At 60.9% G+C, this 13,914-nt stretch carries 15 protein-coding genes; 7 read left to right on the top strand and 8 right to left on the bottom strand.

Features of this window, described 5'->3' with window-relative positions; translation table 11 throughout:
- Window positions 1–13: 13 nt before the first annotated feature.
- On the bottom strand, window positions 14–1,795 hold the full coding sequence (locus V1277_RS23205; RefSeq protein ID WP_334418270.1) for a GspE/PulE family protein: 1,782 nt from the start codon (window positions 1,793–1,795) through the stop codon (window positions 14–16).
- A 146-nt stretch (window positions 1,796–1,941) separates the two neighbouring features.
- On the opposite strand from V1277_RS23205, the gene V1277_RS23200 reads away from it, so the two are divergent.
- The gene (locus tag V1277_RS23200) at window positions 1,942–2,856 is read left to right on the top strand and encodes a hypothetical protein (protein WP_334418269.1); all 915 of its coding nucleotides are present in this window, start codon (window positions 1,942–1,944) and stop codon (window positions 2,854–2,856) included.
- Window positions 2,857–2,884: 28 nt separating this feature from the next.
- Here V1277_RS23200 and V1277_RS23195 read toward each other — a convergent pair whose 3' ends face one another.
- Window positions 2,885–3,340, bottom strand: a complete 456-nt coding sequence (locus tag V1277_RS23195; RefSeq protein ID WP_334418268.1) for a hypothetical protein — start codon at window positions 3,338–3,340, stop codon at window positions 2,885–2,887.
- Window positions 3,337–5,556, bottom strand: a complete 2,220-nt coding sequence (gspD, locus tag V1277_RS23190) for a type II secretion system secretin GspD (protein WP_334418267.1) — start codon at window positions 5,554–5,556, stop codon at window positions 3,337–3,339. The genes V1277_RS23195 and gspD overlap by 4 nt, the downstream gene beginning before the upstream one ends.
- 367 nt (window positions 5,557–5,923) lie before the next feature.
- Between gspD and V1277_RS23185 the strand changes: the two genes are divergently transcribed.
- Window positions 5,924–6,091 (top strand): hypothetical protein, encoded by a 168-nt coding sequence (locus tag V1277_RS23185; RefSeq protein ID WP_334418266.1) that lies wholly within the window; start codon window positions 5,924–5,926, stop codon window positions 6,089–6,091.
- Window positions 6,092–6,109: 18 nt separating this feature from the next.
- Here V1277_RS23185 and V1277_RS23180 read toward each other — a convergent pair whose 3' ends face one another.
- Window positions 6,110–6,310, bottom strand: coding sequence for a hypothetical protein (locus V1277_RS23180; protein ID WP_334418265.1), 201 nt, complete (start codon window positions 6,308–6,310; stop codon window positions 6,110–6,112).
- A 489-nt stretch (window positions 6,311–6,799) separates the two neighbouring features.
- Between V1277_RS23180 and rfbF the strand changes: the two genes are divergently transcribed.
- Both rfbF and V1277_RS23170 read left to right on the top strand, forming a co-directional pair.
- Entirely contained in the window at window positions 6,800–7,570 is a 771-nt protein-coding gene (gene rfbF / locus V1277_RS23175) for a glucose-1-phosphate cytidylyltransferase (protein WP_334418264.1), read from the top strand.
- A 14-nt stretch (window positions 7,571–7,584) separates the two neighbouring features.
- Complete coding sequence (locus tag V1277_RS23170) at window positions 7,585–8,628, top strand: NAD-dependent epimerase/dehydratase family protein (RefSeq protein WP_334418263.1); 1,044 nt, start codon at window positions 7,585–7,587, stop codon at window positions 8,626–8,628.
- Between the two features lie 175 nt (window positions 8,629–8,803).
- Here V1277_RS23170 and V1277_RS23165 read toward each other — a convergent pair whose 3' ends face one another.
- From V1277_RS23165 to V1277_RS23155, 3 genes are all read right to left on the bottom strand, one after another.
- Window positions 8,804–9,046: a hypothetical protein gene (locus V1277_RS23165; RefSeq protein WP_334418262.1), complete on the bottom strand. Its 243-nt coding sequence runs from the start codon at window positions 9,044–9,046 to the stop codon at window positions 8,804–8,806.
- A gap of 42 nt (window positions 9,047–9,088) precedes the next feature.
- A complete protein-coding gene (locus V1277_RS23160; RefSeq protein WP_247515091.1) occupies window positions 9,089–9,466 on the bottom strand; it encodes an H-NS histone family protein in 378 nt (125 codons plus the stop codon).
- Window positions 9,467–9,749: 283 nt separating this feature from the next.
- Entirely contained in the window at window positions 9,750–11,213 is a 1,464-nt protein-coding gene (locus V1277_RS23155; protein ID WP_334376785.1) for an undecaprenyl-phosphate glucose phosphotransferase, read from the bottom strand.
- A gap of 190 nt (window positions 11,214–11,403) precedes the next feature.
- Here V1277_RS23155 and V1277_RS23150 point away from each other — a divergent pair, with 190 nt between their 5' ends.
- Window positions 11,404–11,667 (top strand): hypothetical protein, encoded by a 264-nt coding sequence (locus tag V1277_RS23150; protein WP_334376787.1) that lies wholly within the window; start codon window positions 11,404–11,406, stop codon window positions 11,665–11,667.
- Window positions 11,668–11,718: 51 nt separating this feature from the next.
- Here the strand turns inward: V1277_RS23150 and V1277_RS23145 are convergent, their stop codons facing one another.
- Window positions 11,719–12,099: a hypothetical protein gene (locus V1277_RS23145; protein WP_334418261.1), complete on the bottom strand. Its 381-nt coding sequence runs from the start codon at window positions 12,097–12,099 to the stop codon at window positions 11,719–11,721.
- 254 nt (window positions 12,100–12,353) lie between these two features.
- On the opposite strand from V1277_RS23145, the gene V1277_RS23140 reads away from it, so the two are divergent.
- Both V1277_RS23140 and V1277_RS23135 read left to right on the top strand, forming a co-directional pair.
- Entirely contained in the window at window positions 12,354–12,737 is a 384-nt protein-coding gene (locus V1277_RS23140) for a hypothetical protein (protein WP_334418260.1), read from the top strand.
- A 138-nt stretch (window positions 12,738–12,875) separates the two neighbouring features.
- Window positions 12,876–13,892, top strand: a complete 1,017-nt coding sequence (locus V1277_RS23135; RefSeq protein ID WP_334376791.1) for a hypothetical protein — start codon at window positions 12,876–12,878, stop codon at window positions 13,890–13,892.
- Window positions 13,893–13,914: the final 22 nt, after the last annotated feature.

Raw genomic sequence — 13,914 nt, 5'->3', positions numbered from 1 at the left:
GCCGGTGCTCCCTTTAGGACGCGCGGGTGACGCGAAGGACTTCTTCGAGCGAAGTCTCGCCGGCCCCGACCTTCACCAGGCCATCTTCGTAGAGTGTGTGAAAGCCTGCTTCGCGCGCAAGCTGCTCGACCGTGCGCTGGTCCTGGCTCCTTCTTCCGATCGCTTCGCGGATGCTGTCGTCGATGACCAAGAGCTCCGATATCGTGGTGCGGCCGCTATAGCCGGTATTGCCGCAGGCCTCGCAGCCGACCGGCTTGCGGCTGTGTGACCAATCCACTTGCGGATGGGCGGCTATCGCCATCTTCAGCTTGCCATGCGCCCGTTCGCTGGCGCTGTGCGGCCGCGCGCAGGCGGGGCAAAGCTTTCTGACCAGGCGCTGCGCCATCACGCCTGCGATCGTCGAGGCGAGAAGGTAGCGCTCCAGTCCGATATCGATCAGGCGCGTGATCGCGGCAATCGCGCTGTTGGTGTGCAGGGTCGAAAACACCAGATGGCCGGTCAGCGCTGCCTGGATGGCGATGCGCGCGGTTTCGAGGTCACGGATTTCGCCGATCATGACGATGTCCGGATCCTGGCGCAGGATCGAGCGAAGCGCCGTTGGGAAGTCGAGACCGATCTGCGGCTGGACCTGGATCTGGTTGATCCCGGAGAGCTGATACTCGATCGGATCTTCCACGGTGAACAGTTTTAGCTCGGGCCGGTTGAGATCCTTCAGGGCGGTGTAGAGCGTCGTCGTCTTGCCGCTGCCGGTCGGGCCGGTGACGAGGATGATGCCGTTGGGCAGCGCCATCAGGCGACGGAGGCTTTCCTGCGTCCTGCCGTCGAGCCCGAGCTTGGTGAAATCCAGCTCCACCCGGGTCCGATCGAGGATTCGCATGACAACGCTTTCGCCGAACACCGTCGGCAAGGTCGAGACGCGGATATCGATCTCGACGCCGCGCACCACCGTCTTGATGCGGCCATCCTGCGGCAATCGCCGCTCGGCGATATCGAGCTTGGCCATGATCTTCATGCGCGTCGTCAGCGCTGCCCGCAGCGCCGCAGGCACCAGGCGCTCCTGCTGCAAAAATCCGTCGATGCGGTAACGAACGGCCACCGCATCACGCCCGGGCTCGATGTGCACGTCGGATGCGCCGCGCTCGACAGCTCTCGCAATGATCTGGTTCACCAGCCGGATGACCGGTGCTTCGTTGGCGATATCGCGCAAGCGCTCGACGTCGAATTCACTGCCATCGTTGCCGGCGATCGCGATGCCGTCGGTTTCCTCGGCGTGCGTCTCGGACGTCGCGTCCTGATACAGCGTCCGCAAGGCGCGCTCGATTTCCGCCGGAGCGATCACGGCGAGATCGACGCGCACGTCGAGCATGTAGCTGATGGCCTTGGCGGCCTCGTCAACGAAGGGATCGGCGGTGGCAATCAAGAGGCGCCGGCCGTCGAACGAGATCGGCAGGATCCGGTTGGTCTTGAGGAAGGAGAGCTGCAAGCGATCAGCTAGAACGGGTCGCGTCGGGATATCCGCCGGCTCGATCAGCGGCAGGCCGCAATAGGTGGCGTAGGCCTGACAAAGGTCGGCCTCGGAAATCAGGCCGAGCTTGACCAGCACGAGGTCGAAGCGCTCGGAGGCCGCGTCGGCGGCCCGCCGCGCCCGGCCGATGGCGGCGGGATCGACCAGATCCTTGCCGAGCAGAAGGTCGGAAAACGCCTGCGCGAAGCCGGCGTCTCTTGGACCCGGCCATTCCGTTCCCCGGCTCAAAGGTGTGGCCGGGCGCAACAATTGCTGGATATCGAATGACATTCGCGCTCGGCGGTCTCGCGGGGGTCTGCGTCGCCGCGATTCTAGGAGGTTTTGATTAACCAAAGCTTTGACGCTTTGTTTGCCATTCCTGCGTAAATATCGGCCGCAAGATCAGGCCGCCTGTCCGGCCCCCAGCAAGGCTTCCCGTGGCAAACCGGCCAGAGGCACGAACGAACCGATTTGTCGTCCCTAGCCGGCCGGAACGCCTCGCCCTGCCCCGCCGCAAGACCAGCCAATCGGGCTTCGCGCTGGTTGCCGTGATCTGGACGCTGGGCCTGATTACACTGCTGGGAATGGCCGTCATCGTCGGCGCGCGTTACCGCACCAAGACGTCGTCGAACTACGCCGCGGTGGCCGCGGCCGAGATGGCGGCAGAGAGCGCCGTCAACCTGACGATTGCTACGGCGCTCGGGGCAACGCCCGACCAGGGCGTTAATTTTCCGTTGCGTTGCCGTTTGCCCGGCGGCGAACGTGCCACGATCACGGTTGAAGAAGAGACCGGAAAGATCGACCTGAACACGGCGAGCCCTGCCGCGCTGACGCGCTTCTTCACCGCGCTCACGGGCGATCAGTCGAGGGGCACTCGCATCGCCGCGCATGTCATCGAATTCCGCAATCCAAAGGCGCAAGCCACGCCGGCCACCAAGCCGGCTGAAGCGCGCTTCACGACCGTGATGCAGCTCGATCAGATCGACGGCATGTCGCCCCGGCTGTTTCGGACAGCGCTTCGCCATGTCACGGTTCGCTCCGGACGGCCTGAGCCCGACATGGACGCTGCTTCTCCCGCTACGCTCAGGTTGCTAAACGTCCAGCCGAAGCAGACTCCCGGCAAACGAGGGTTGCCCGGGGGCGGCAGCATCACCATCCGCGCGGATATCAGCGCCGCAGACGGCACGCGCTTCATCCGCGAGGCGCTGGTCTCACTGGAAGGCGGCAACGGGCGTCCCTTCGTGATCCGCGAGTGGCGGCGCGGTGATATCGATCCATCCAGCGCGCGCCAGGAGCACCCCCAAGGCACCGCGCGCGCATGCCTGCGCGTTCGCGACGCGGCAGCAAGTTGAGCTTTCGCATCGGCGATAGAGCCGCAAACTAGCCTTTGGAATTGAGTATGACCGGCGGCGGCAGAGGTGGCACCGGCGGAGGCGGCGGACGGACGGAGCCTTCGAGCTTCAAACGCTCCTCGACCACGGCAGGACCTGGCTCCATCACGGTGCAGCCCTTGTAGCGCTGCAGATCCGCCAGCGCGTCGAGCCGCCTGCGTTCATCGATGAGCTGCTTGGGCGCATCGAGCGGATAGCGTTCGTAGCCGTAGCCCGCCAGCGGCCCTACCGCGAGCCAATATTCCAGCCGGGCGGCACGCCGCGCCGCGTAACGGAAGGATGAGGCGATGCCGCTGCAACTCATGGATTCATCGACCGGCAAGACGGCATAGGGCGGCGGCGGGTCGATGATCGGAGAGGCATAGGTCACGCAGCCGGCCAGCACGCAGGCCATGCTCGACAGCAGCGAGAAACTCCTCAAACAGGCTGCGGGTCGCTTCGTCACTGTGAAATTATCCGCTGCATGGTGTTGGCCGGCGTACGCTCGCGCGACGTCGTGTGGGGCATGTAGACATGCATCTTGCGCCGGTATTCTTCCGTCACGAGACGGCCTTCCGTGCCGTCGCGGACAACCTTGGGTGTGATCAGGATGACGAGCTCAGTCTTCTGAACCTGGTCGCCCCGGTTGGAGAACGCGGCCCCGAGCCCGGGGATATCGCCGAGCAGCGGGATCTGGTTACTGGTCTTGCTGGCCTGCTCCTGGATCATCCCGCCGAGCGCGAGGACCTCGCCGTCATTGACGACGACGGTGGTCTTCACGCGGCGCTGCTGGATGGTCGGCGAGTCGATCCCGGATGACGTGGTTTTCACCACGGCGCTCACTTCCTGTTCGATCTCGAGCTGCACTCTGCCGCTCTCGTTGATGCGCGGCGTCACCGACAGGATGACGCCGGTGTCCTGCATCGTGATTGAATTGACGATCGCCGTTTGCGCCGTCACCGTGCTGGTCGCGGTCTGCGTGGTGATCGGCACCTGATCGCCGATCTGCAGCCTCGCCGTCTTGTTGTCGAGAACCATCAGCGAGGGCGTCGAAATGACGTTGACGCGTGTAATCGCGTTCAATGCGCTGAGCGTCGACGCTATGCTGGCTGCGTTGACGGCATAGTTGAATCCGGGAAAGACGGATGCGACGCCGCCGGTCAGCGCGTTCGAGAACGAGGCGGTCGGCGTTCCCTTCTTCGATAGCTGCCATTGCACGCCATACTGCAGCTTGTCGTTAAGCGTCACTTCGGCAATGACGGCTTCGATCAGGACCTGACTGGCCACGACATCCAACCCCTGGATGACGCGAAGCACGCGCTGGTAATCCCGGTCGTTGGCCATGATGAGCAGCGAGTTTTTCGTCTCGTCGGCCACGATCTTGAGCGGCGGTTCGCCGCCCGCTCCGTTCGCGGACGGCGGCGGCTCCATCGTATCCGCCGTCAATGCATCCGGCTCGTTGTTCAGCGCGCGCTGCAGGCTCTGCAGATCGTTGTTGCCAGGATTGACGCCACCCCGGAGAAGCCCGGCCGCCGCGCCCTGATCCATATCCGTCACCGAGCCACCCGGTCCGGGCGACCTGGCGGAGCTTCCGGAGAAGCTTGCCTGCTTCGATCGCGGCGAAACGCTGCGCGTTGGCTGCTTCACCACTTTCATTTCGTTCGAGAACATCGACTGCAGCACGCCGGCGAGTTCTGCCACCGGCCGGTTCTGCACCTGATAGACGTGAAGCTGCCGCTCGGAGCCGGCCGCCTTGGCGTCGAGCCGCCTGATCCAGGTCTGTGCTCTCGGCAAATAGCTCGGCTGCGACGTTACGACCAAAATCGCGCCGAGCCGGGTGTTTGCGATGAACCTCACGCGCCCCTTGAGCGGCCCTTCCTTTTCGGACGCGAAGATCGCTTTCAACTCGTCGACCATCTTCTCCGGCTGCGCCGTTTTCACCGGGACCACAGCAAACGACATGCCCTTCATGACATCGACATCGAAGACCGAAATCGAATCCAGCATGCTTTCGATTTCCGCCGGCGAGCCCTTGAGAGCGAGAATGTTGCGCGCATCGTCGGCCTGCACGATGGCGCCTTTCGGCACCATCGGCTCGAGCACGCGCGCGACTTCGGTCGCGGAAACGTATTTCAGGGAAACCACGCGAACGCCGTTGCCGGCGATGGCGCTGTCGGCTGGACCGTCACCAGTCACGATCGCGCCCGTGGCGGCCTGGTCGGCCGGCGCAATCCGGTAGGTGCCGCGGCTCTGCACCAGCACCGCGCCGATCGGCGCCAGTGCGGTCTGAAACATCTCCAGCGCCTCGGCCTTGCTGACCGGACGCGTCGTTTGCACGGAAATAACGCCGTCGACGCGAGGATCGACGACGTAGTTCACGCCGATCATGTCGCCGAGAACGGTCTTGGCGGCTTGCTGAAGGGGAACGCTGGCCAGATTGAGAACCACGTTGCCATCAGCGCCGACGGCCTTCCGCTTCGAATAGGTGCCGCCGATCATACTGCCGTTGCCGCCATCCATGACCGCAACGGCCTGCGATGAGGGTGACGGAAGCGGCACGGCGCCCGTGGGGCCGCCGTCATACGCATAGGTTTGCTCGAGGGAAACGGGCTGTCCCGCCGTCAATCTGGGTTGCGACACCGTGGTCAGGGGCGTCGCGATGGGGGTGGTGCAGCCCGACACAACGTGTATTGCCGCCAAACAGGCGGTTAATCTCGTCGCAAGGCTACGAGAAGGCAACAAAGTAAACCCCCAACCACTTCGCGCCGCGGAGCATTTTGGCGCGTAAATATTCGGTAAAACATCATGGTTAATCGACAGTAAATCTGCCGGAATATCGGACGCCCCGGGCGCCGTGAATGCCCGCAAATGCGCTTGCAGCGAGATTAATCAGCGAGATAATGGGTCCGCTTCGGACCCATTAATAAACCTGCGTCAAGCCTCGTCGCCGATCGCTCTGGAACCAGGGCTGCGGCTGGCTGAACCGGGACGGAGCTGCTATATTTAATTCCGGCTCGGCATTTTCGAGCCTGAATATCAGGATGACGGTATGATGAACCTTGTCGCCGCTCCCGTGAGCGAGACCTTCTCGATCGTTGGAACGTGCATTAATTGCACCGCGCCAGCCAGTCTGCTGGCGACGATGACCGTCATGGCCATCGGCGTTGCACTGGCCTTGCGCTCGGAACGCCGTAACGGCGTGTCCCGCAGGGCCTGAGCGAAGCAGTCAATCCATTTAAACGAGATCGTCGGGCTCGTATTCGACGAACTTCTTGTAGATCCAGCGCCTGCCATCGTGCCGGCGCCACACCTTGCCCCACAGCAGCCGTCCGGTAATCGAGCGCCTCGGGACCATGACCGTCCAGAGGTGCCAGGTATCCGCCCAGGCCCGCTCCGGGCTGAACGACGTGCTCTGAAACAGGTTATCGCGGCTCATCGGACTGAACTCCGGCATTCAAGGCAAGCCGCGCCGACGCAGACGATGGCGCGTTCACATTTCAACTGGTCTGAGACGACGAAAGGAGAATACCTCGGCTGTAACGCATTCAAGCTTGCGCCGGAGTTCGCATACTTCCCGATATTTTTGCGCGAGATCTTCGGGCCGAGCCCGCGATTTACGCTTGGTGACGATTTTTCGATACGGACGATTTCGTTTCATGCTTTATCATAGCTTCACCCGTGAACGGCTCAATCAAAGCCGTCGATTAAGCTAACCGGTCAACCTTACTCGGCCGCATTCAATCTCAACGTCCCCTATCGCGGGATCGCTTCGCTCGTCGTTCCCGCCAAGGAACCCGTAAATTGACGGGCTAAATCAAATAAACCATTCTGTCACGAAATGACGGTGCGGCCTCGCATGGCCTCGCCATTTCATGTAGTGAATATCGCCAAACCTATTAATCTCAACGTATTGAGTGGCAAATTAATGCGCGCAGTATTGCTGGCCGGAGGCCTGGGAACCCGATTTGCCGAGGAGACCGACGTTCGTCCCAAGCCGATGATCGAAATCGGCGGCAAGCCGATCCTGTGGCACATCATGAAGATCTACAGCAGCCATGGGATCAACGACTTCATCATCTGCCTTGGCTACAAGGGCTACGTCATCAAGGAATATTTTTCCAACTACTTCCTGCATCAGTCGAACGTCACCTTCGACCTTCGCGAAAACAGGATGGAGGTTCTGGAGAAACACGCCGAACCGTGGCGAGTGACGTTGATCGACACCGGCGAAGAAACCATGATCGGCGGGCGCATCAAGCGAATCCTCCCCTACATCGGCGACGACGACGCCTTCTGCCTGACCTATGGCGACGGCGTGGCCGACATCGACATCACCGAAAGCATCGCCTTCCATCGCCGCGAGGGACGCCTGGCGACCGTGACCGGCACGCAGCCGCCCGGCCGCTTCGGCGCCATCAACCATCAGGGCCCCCGCGTCACCGGCTTCCAGGAAAAACCGCGCGGCGACGGCAACTGGATCAATGGCGGCTTCTTCGTGCTTTCGCCCAAGGTCGGCGATTACATCGAAGGCGACGCCACCGTGTGGGAAAAAGAACCGATGACGAACCTGGCAAATGAAGGCCAGCTCAGCGTGTTCCTCCATGACGGATTCTGGCACCCGATGGATACGCTCCGGGACAGGCGCCATCTGGAGGATCTCTGGTCAAGCAATAAGGCTCCCTGGAAAAAATGGTAAAGAAGAAGGATTCCATGCGCATTCTTATTACCGGTTCGATGGGTTATGTCGGCCCCATCCTTACGCGCCACGTCCGGCAGAAATTTCCAGACGCCGAATTGATCGGCTTCGATACCGCATTCTTTGCCCACAATCTTACAGGGGCGGCCAGGTTGCCCGAGTCACTGCTGGATCGTGTGCATTTCGGCGACATCAGAAACTTTCCGCCGGAACTGCTCGATGGTGTCGATGTCGTCGTCCATTTGGCGGCGATCTCCAACGATCCGATGGGCAAGGAATTCGAAGGCGTCACCGAAGCGATCAACGAGAAGGCCAGCGTTGCGCTGGCGCAGATGGCGGAGCAGCGCGGCGTTGGCCGCTTCGTATTCGCTTCGAGCTGCAGCATTTACGGCGCGGCCGAAGGTCGCCCCAAGCGCGAAAGCGATTCGCTCAATCCCCTCACCGCCTATGCGCGCTCCAAGGTCGCCATGGAAAACGCGCTCCGCGCGAGCAACGCGGGTGAAATGACGGTCACGTGCCTGAGGTTTGCGACCGCTTGCGGCATGTCGGATCGCCTGCGGCTCGACCTCGTCTTGAACGATTTTGTCGCTAGTGCGCTCGCCACCGGCGAGATCACGGTGCTCAGCGACGGGACGCCGTGGCGGCCGCTGATCGACGTCGCGGATATGGCTCGGGCTATTGAATGGGCCATCGGGCGCGATGCCGACCGAGGCGGACGGGTTCTCGTGGTCAACGCCGGCAGCAACGCGGGAAATTATCAGGTACGCGACCTGGCCAACGTGGTGGCGGCCGAACTGCCCGGAACAAGGGTGAGCATCAACACGGCGGCGCCGCCGGACCTGCGCTCCTATCAGGTTGATTTTTCACTGTTTGCCGAACTGGCTCCTGCTCATCTTCCCGCGGTCCCGCTCGCTCAGTCCGTCAAAAATCTTTACGCCGGACTGAAAGGAATGGGCTTCTCGGACAAGGAGTTTCGCTCGTCCTCCTTGATGCGGCTCAAGACGCTCAAGGACCACATTGCGGTGGGCCGCCTGTCTGCCAACCTCCGCTGGCAATAATCTTGAAAGGCTTACGTTCGAGCGTTTCGAGCGAAGTGGACACCGGCTCGCGTCAAGAAAACGCGTCAAAACAAGAATCTAGAGCCCGGTTCTGATGCAATCAGAATCGAAAAGGCTCTAATCTAGTCGCAACGTAGCGCATCCGCCCGATCGAGAGCGTCGCGACCGGTCATCGCTACCTATTCTGGCAGCCTTGCCGGCACGTTTGGGCCTGGCTGTCACATGCGCTCTGGCAGGGAGCGCCGAGCGTGGTTGGGCATACGCGTTTGCAGGCGTCGTTCTGGCTGGCGCAATTGGCTAAGCAGGCGTCGGTGGCGGCATCGGCCAGGCGCAATTTGCCGATCGAGACGTTGTTTTGCCCCGCCGCGGCAGTTCCGATCAGCAGCAGGGACAATGCAGCACAGAGCGCGAGCTTCATGGGACCTCCGATGACAGGGTCTCGCAGCCAGCAAAAAGAGGGCTATGCGCGGCGGCGTCGAGGACTTTCGCCGCCGGCTTCCGGCTTGCCAATCACGAACTCCTCGATCTTGTGCCCGGTCTTCAGAGCGGCCGTGAGCCAGCGAGGCTGCTTGCCGCGCCCCGACCAGGTTTCGGAGGGCTCCTCGGGATTTCGATATTTTGGGAATACGCGCGGGTACTTGCGGCGCTCACGCGGTGCCCTTTGCGGGTCCGCGGCTTCCGTTTGACGCATCTCCTTCTCGCGCCGAAGTTGCGCCAACCGCTTCTCGAGCTCACGCTTTTCCGACGTCAATCGAACCGAGAGCACCTGACTGAGCTCCTCATGGAGCTGCCATAACTCGTCTACCGACATTCCATCGAAATTTGGCTTCTTGTTCATCCCACCCGCGACCATCACGATTCGTAACAAACTATAAGTCCGGCACCGGCCCTTTCCAGTAAAATTGTTAATTTGGGGGACAAATCGCCGCAGAATGCGGTTTGCTAAGCATCAAACCGTTCATATGCCCGTCAAATCGTGAGGAGGCCCGGAATTTTCCGAGACTCAACGGCACCGCACGGGCACATCTGATGTCACTGAGCCGCCGATGGCGAAGTTCCCCGCCACGGCGCTCGCAACCTATGGTTCAGTGCGCGACGAAGATTCCCTCATTTGATAGCAATCAGTAGGCGTTGCGCTTACGCAATACCTCGAAAAAGGTCTTGATCAATATCTGGATGTCCAGCCACAGGCTCCAATTGTTGATGTACCAGAGGTCGAGCTTTACGCGTTCGGAAATGTGCTCGATCGTAGGTGTGCCCCCGCGCGCGCCGTTGCATTGCGCCCACCCGGTCATGCCGGGCTTGACGTGATGCCTGAACGCATACTCGCTCAACACCGTCTCGAAATAGTTGTCATGGGCCAATGCATGCGGACGCGGACCGATCAGGGACATATCTCCCTTAAGGACGTTCAATAGCTGCGGCAATTCGTCGATGCTCGCCGATCGCAACAGCCGGCCGATGGACGTCACCCGGGGATCGTCGCGGGTGGCCTGCACAACAGCGGGCCCATTTTCCTGCACCGTCATGGTGCGGAATTTGAACATCATAAATTGCTTGCCATTAAATCCCTTACGGAATTGCCGGAAAATAACCGGCCCGGGGCTGTCCAGCTTGATGGCGATGGCCGTGAGCGCCATGATGGGCAGGAAGAATACCAGCGCCAGCGCCGCGATCACAATGTCCATCACGCGTTTGACGAACCGTTCCGCGGCACTGAGCGGCGCGCGCTGAATCTCGATGGCCAGGACGCGCTGGCGCGCCGATGACGCATAATTCGTCAACGTTCTAACCCGCATATCCGGCAAGAGCCGCACCGCAACCGGAAGCGACTTGATGTGCTCGCGGATGAACTCAAGCCGGCCCGCGTCCTCCCAGGGCATCGCAAGCATCACTTCCCTGCAATTGTTGCGCCTGACGAAGTTTGCGGCTGCGTTGATGACGTTGACGTCGGTCGAGTCGCGCTTCGCGAGATCGTGTTCCGAACTGAGCGTGAAACGGCTGACTTCGGAAGTGCCGAAGAAAACCAGGAGATCTCGCGGCTCCAACGCAGCGATCTCGTGGAAGTCGCCGATCAGCACGATGTCCCGCCGGCCGATCACGCCGCGCGAAACAGCCGCCGCCAGGGCCAACTTGGTACCCTTCCTGACGGCGAGCAATCCTACTGGCGCGACGAAATAAAACACCACAAAGGCGCCGCGCGAATAATCGACGCCGACCTTGAGCAGAAAGGCAAAGAACGCGAGCAGCAACCCTGTCGTGAACCAGCAGATCAGTATTTCGCCGATCTCGACGCGCGGTTTGGCGCTGTCAGGAAAATCGTAATAGCCGCTGCCGCTCATGCGCAGGATGTGAATGAAGCTCGCCAACAGCCCGACTGCGCAATGCGGGAGAATGTTCGGTACCGAGTTGCCGACGGTCAACTGATAGCCGATGCCGCCTGCCACGCTGGACAGCAAAATCACGAACGCATCTGCGGTCGACAAGAGATAGGGAACTGCGTTGCTCGAGAAACGGGCGGGAGGACCGCCAGCGGATTGGTCGAGCTGACCTACCTTGTTGCCGATATCCGCCCCGATCGACATGAGAAAAATGCCCGCGCAGTATTACTGGTACAACTGTCAGATTATTGGCCACGAACCATAAATCCGACAGACCTTAAAAGGCCCAAGTAACTCTTCGTTAATATCAGTGACCATACACTCGGCGGGAGTGCGACGCAACATTTAATCGGTTTGAATCCGCTTTTAACCGCGTTCTGGAACGAGTTAACATATGCTGCCCATTCTCGCCTGCGGTGCCGGCATATATGTGGGCCTTCATTTTAATATTCTGGCGCTGCTGCCGCTGTCGGTATTGGGCGCCGGCGCTTACATCGTCTCGGCCTGGGCCAACGGCCAGGGTTTGCTGGACGGTTTGGCCGTCGTGGCGCTCCCCCTCATCACCGTTCAGGTCGGGTATTTCCTGGGGTTGACGAGCCGGCCGGCTTATTTGCAGTTGCGGTCCCGGCTCAATATTCGGCACTCAGAGCGGGTATAATCCCGAAAATACCATTTAAACGCGGATTATCCGCGATTTCCGCAGCACAATTTACCGCACCTTGTCAGCGAAATACCGGCTGAAGACTTCCTGAACGGCACCCAGACCGCCAAGCTGACGTTCCAGCTCCTGCGTGCGTTTTTCACCGCTTGCCATTTGCTGTTCGTATTCCTTGATCCTGGCGGCGTCCTTGGCGTCCCGCGTCAGATATTCATCGTAATCAGTGCCGGTGGCAAAGGCAGCCTGATCGCGCGCCGCATCGACGCGCGCGCGTAGCGCGTCCCTCTCCTTCTGGATGGAAGCGAGCGCGGCCTCGATAGCGGCCGAAATTGAGCCGAGCCGTTCGTTGTCGGTCTGAGCATCGCGCTCGGCGGAACGAACCTTGAAAGCTCGTGCCATATCGAGTCTCCTTGGGCGTACCGGTTTCGCCACGCTGTTCGCCAGACCGGCAGACCGCCAGCCCAACGGTGGAAAGGGAGTTTTGTACAGCCTACCGAACCGCTGCCCGATCAACAACGTTGCATTTTTTTGAAAAAACGAAAGGCTGGATTCCTAAATGATTCGGATTTTGTGAAATAGCAACGACCGCGCAACCGTATAGACTTGCCAAGCATATGCCGAGGTGACGACAGGGCCGAAGCAAGATGAGATTTCGAGACACCTTGAAATTTGCTCTTGAACTGTTTGTGCCTGAAAAGCTCATGCACCCAGGCGGGAGTTCTGTGTCCGATACGAAGCCCGAAGCTTCGCAGAATGCCGCGACGAATCTCGAGGCTGAGGAAGCCGGCCAGCGCGGAAAGGCCCGCCGGATTATCGAGGAGCTGGACCACGGCAAATTTGGCGGCCCCTCCTTTGGTCCGCAAACGATCGAGCTGATGTCGAAGGCCTTGGAAGGTGCCGAAGCTTCCTTGCCCGAACCGGTATCGGACCAGCAGCTTCGATCACTCGCTGCAACGATCTTGAAGGTGGCCGGCGACGGCGAACGCGATCCGATCCGCTTGAAGGCTGCGGCGATGTCCGCCCTGGGGCCGGCCGCTGCCGGCGCGGACGAAAAGCCACCATCGACCTGACAGCAACGCCGCCGACGGGATCTCGAGGACTATGCCCCTGACCGCGCGGGGTGATTTGCCACTCAAGCGGATGGCGAGCTATAAGCCGATCGGGCGGCTGGCTGAGCGTCTCGCCCGCTCGGCCCGGGGACAATCAAAGTGGTTCATCATGAAGCTCCTAAATCGATCCTGGTTCACGTGCTGTTTGGACTCAGGAAACTTCTAGGCGTTGCAACATTTGCCCTGATCATTGTTCTGCTGGGCCCGAAGCTGTTTGTCCTGTTCGACAATCCAAGAAACGCAACGGTTCCGGCGAAGCTGTTCGAGGCGCGCGAATACATTCTCAGTAAATCGGTGCCGGTGCTGCATCGATATGTGCCGACCAACATTGCCGGCAGCGATCGATCCGACTGGATCCTGATCGGCCTCGCCATTGCCGTCACTATTTTCTCGGGCGCCCTCGCCCAGCGCTCGCAAGCCGCCCAGAGCCGGCGGCTGTTACGGAAGTCGGCCCAGGCTTGGCGCCGGAAAGAGGGCGTGAAGCCGGGCTCCAGGCTCGACGCCGAGCTGGAAACAACGCTGCGAATGGCGGAAAGCGGCAAGGCCGTGAACCGCCAGGAGTTGTTGCGGGTATTTGCCGAGACCAAGAAGAAGCTCGACACGTTCGGCCGCGAAGTCGCCTTCCTTGCCATCGATGTGGTCGGCTCGGCGGGGATGAAGGCCGGAGAAGATCCCGCTTCGATCCAATATGACTTCGAAGAGTATCGAAAGCTCGTGGAGCGCATCTTTCGCGCCAGGGGCGTGTTGAAGACGGCATGGACGCCCGACGGCGTGATGGCATGCTTTGCCCATGTCGAGGACGCCTGCCAATCAGGCAAGGACGTCATCAAGAGCCTCAAGGTGTTCAACCGCGAGGTGAAACTGTCCAAGGCGGATTTCGCCGTTCGTTGCGGCGTGAACGCGGGCCTGGTTTATTTCGACGACTCGACTCCCCTCGAGACGATCTCCGATCGCGTCATCGACGTCGCCGGGCACATGCAGAAGAACGCCGAACCCAACACCGTGCTGGTGGCGCGCAAGATCATCGAGCCGTTGCGTCAGCTCGAGGAGTTTACCCACACCACGCAAGTCATCGATGGCTACGAAGCCAGCGTGTGGCGGTATACCAGCTCATAAGCAAAGGCGTGGCAGGCGGTCC

Source organism: Bradyrhizobium sp. AZCC 1588 (assembly GCF_036924735.1).
Taxonomy (GTDB): Bacteria; Pseudomonadota; Alphaproteobacteria; order Rhizobiales; family Xanthobacteraceae; genus Bradyrhizobium.
The sequence above is the reverse complement of the archived record's forward strand: the minus strand, read 5'-3'. Positions and strand labels throughout refer to the sequence as shown.

Excerpts from the sequence above, each read along its gene's own strand:
- V1277_RS23205 (WP_334418270.1), bottom strand. The coding sequence starts at position 1,795 with ATGTCATTCGATATCCAGCAATTGTTGCGCCCGGCCACACCTTTGAGC.
- V1277_RS23185 (WP_334418266.1), top strand. The coding sequence starts at position 5,924 with ATGATGAACCTTGTCGCCGCTCCCGTGAGCGAGACCTTCTCGATCGTT.
- V1277_RS23180 (WP_334418265.1), bottom strand. The coding sequence starts at position 6,310 with ATGAGCCGCGATAACCTGTTTCAGAGCACGTCGTTCAGCCCGGAGCGG.
- rfbF (WP_334418264.1), top strand. The coding sequence starts at position 6,800 with ATGCGCGCAGTATTGCTGGCCGGAGGCCTGGGAACCCGATTTGCCGAG.
- V1277_RS23170 (WP_334418263.1), top strand. The coding sequence starts at position 7,585 with ATGCGCATTCTTATTACCGGTTCGATGGGTTATGTCGGCCCCATCCTT.
- V1277_RS23165 (WP_334418262.1), bottom strand. The coding sequence starts at position 9,046 with ATGAAGCTCGCGCTCTGTGCTGCATTGTCCCTGCTGCTGATCGGAACT.
- V1277_RS23160 (WP_247515091.1), bottom strand. The coding sequence starts at position 9,466 with ATGAACAAGAAGCCAAATTTCGATGGAATGTCGGTAGACGAGTTATGG.
- V1277_RS23155 (WP_334376785.1), bottom strand. The coding sequence starts at position 11,213 with ATGTCGATCGGGGCGGATATCGGCAACAAGGTAGGTCAGCTCGACCAA.
- V1277_RS23150 (WP_334376787.1), top strand. The coding sequence starts at position 11,404 with ATGCTGCCCATTCTCGCCTGCGGTGCCGGCATATATGTGGGCCTTCAT.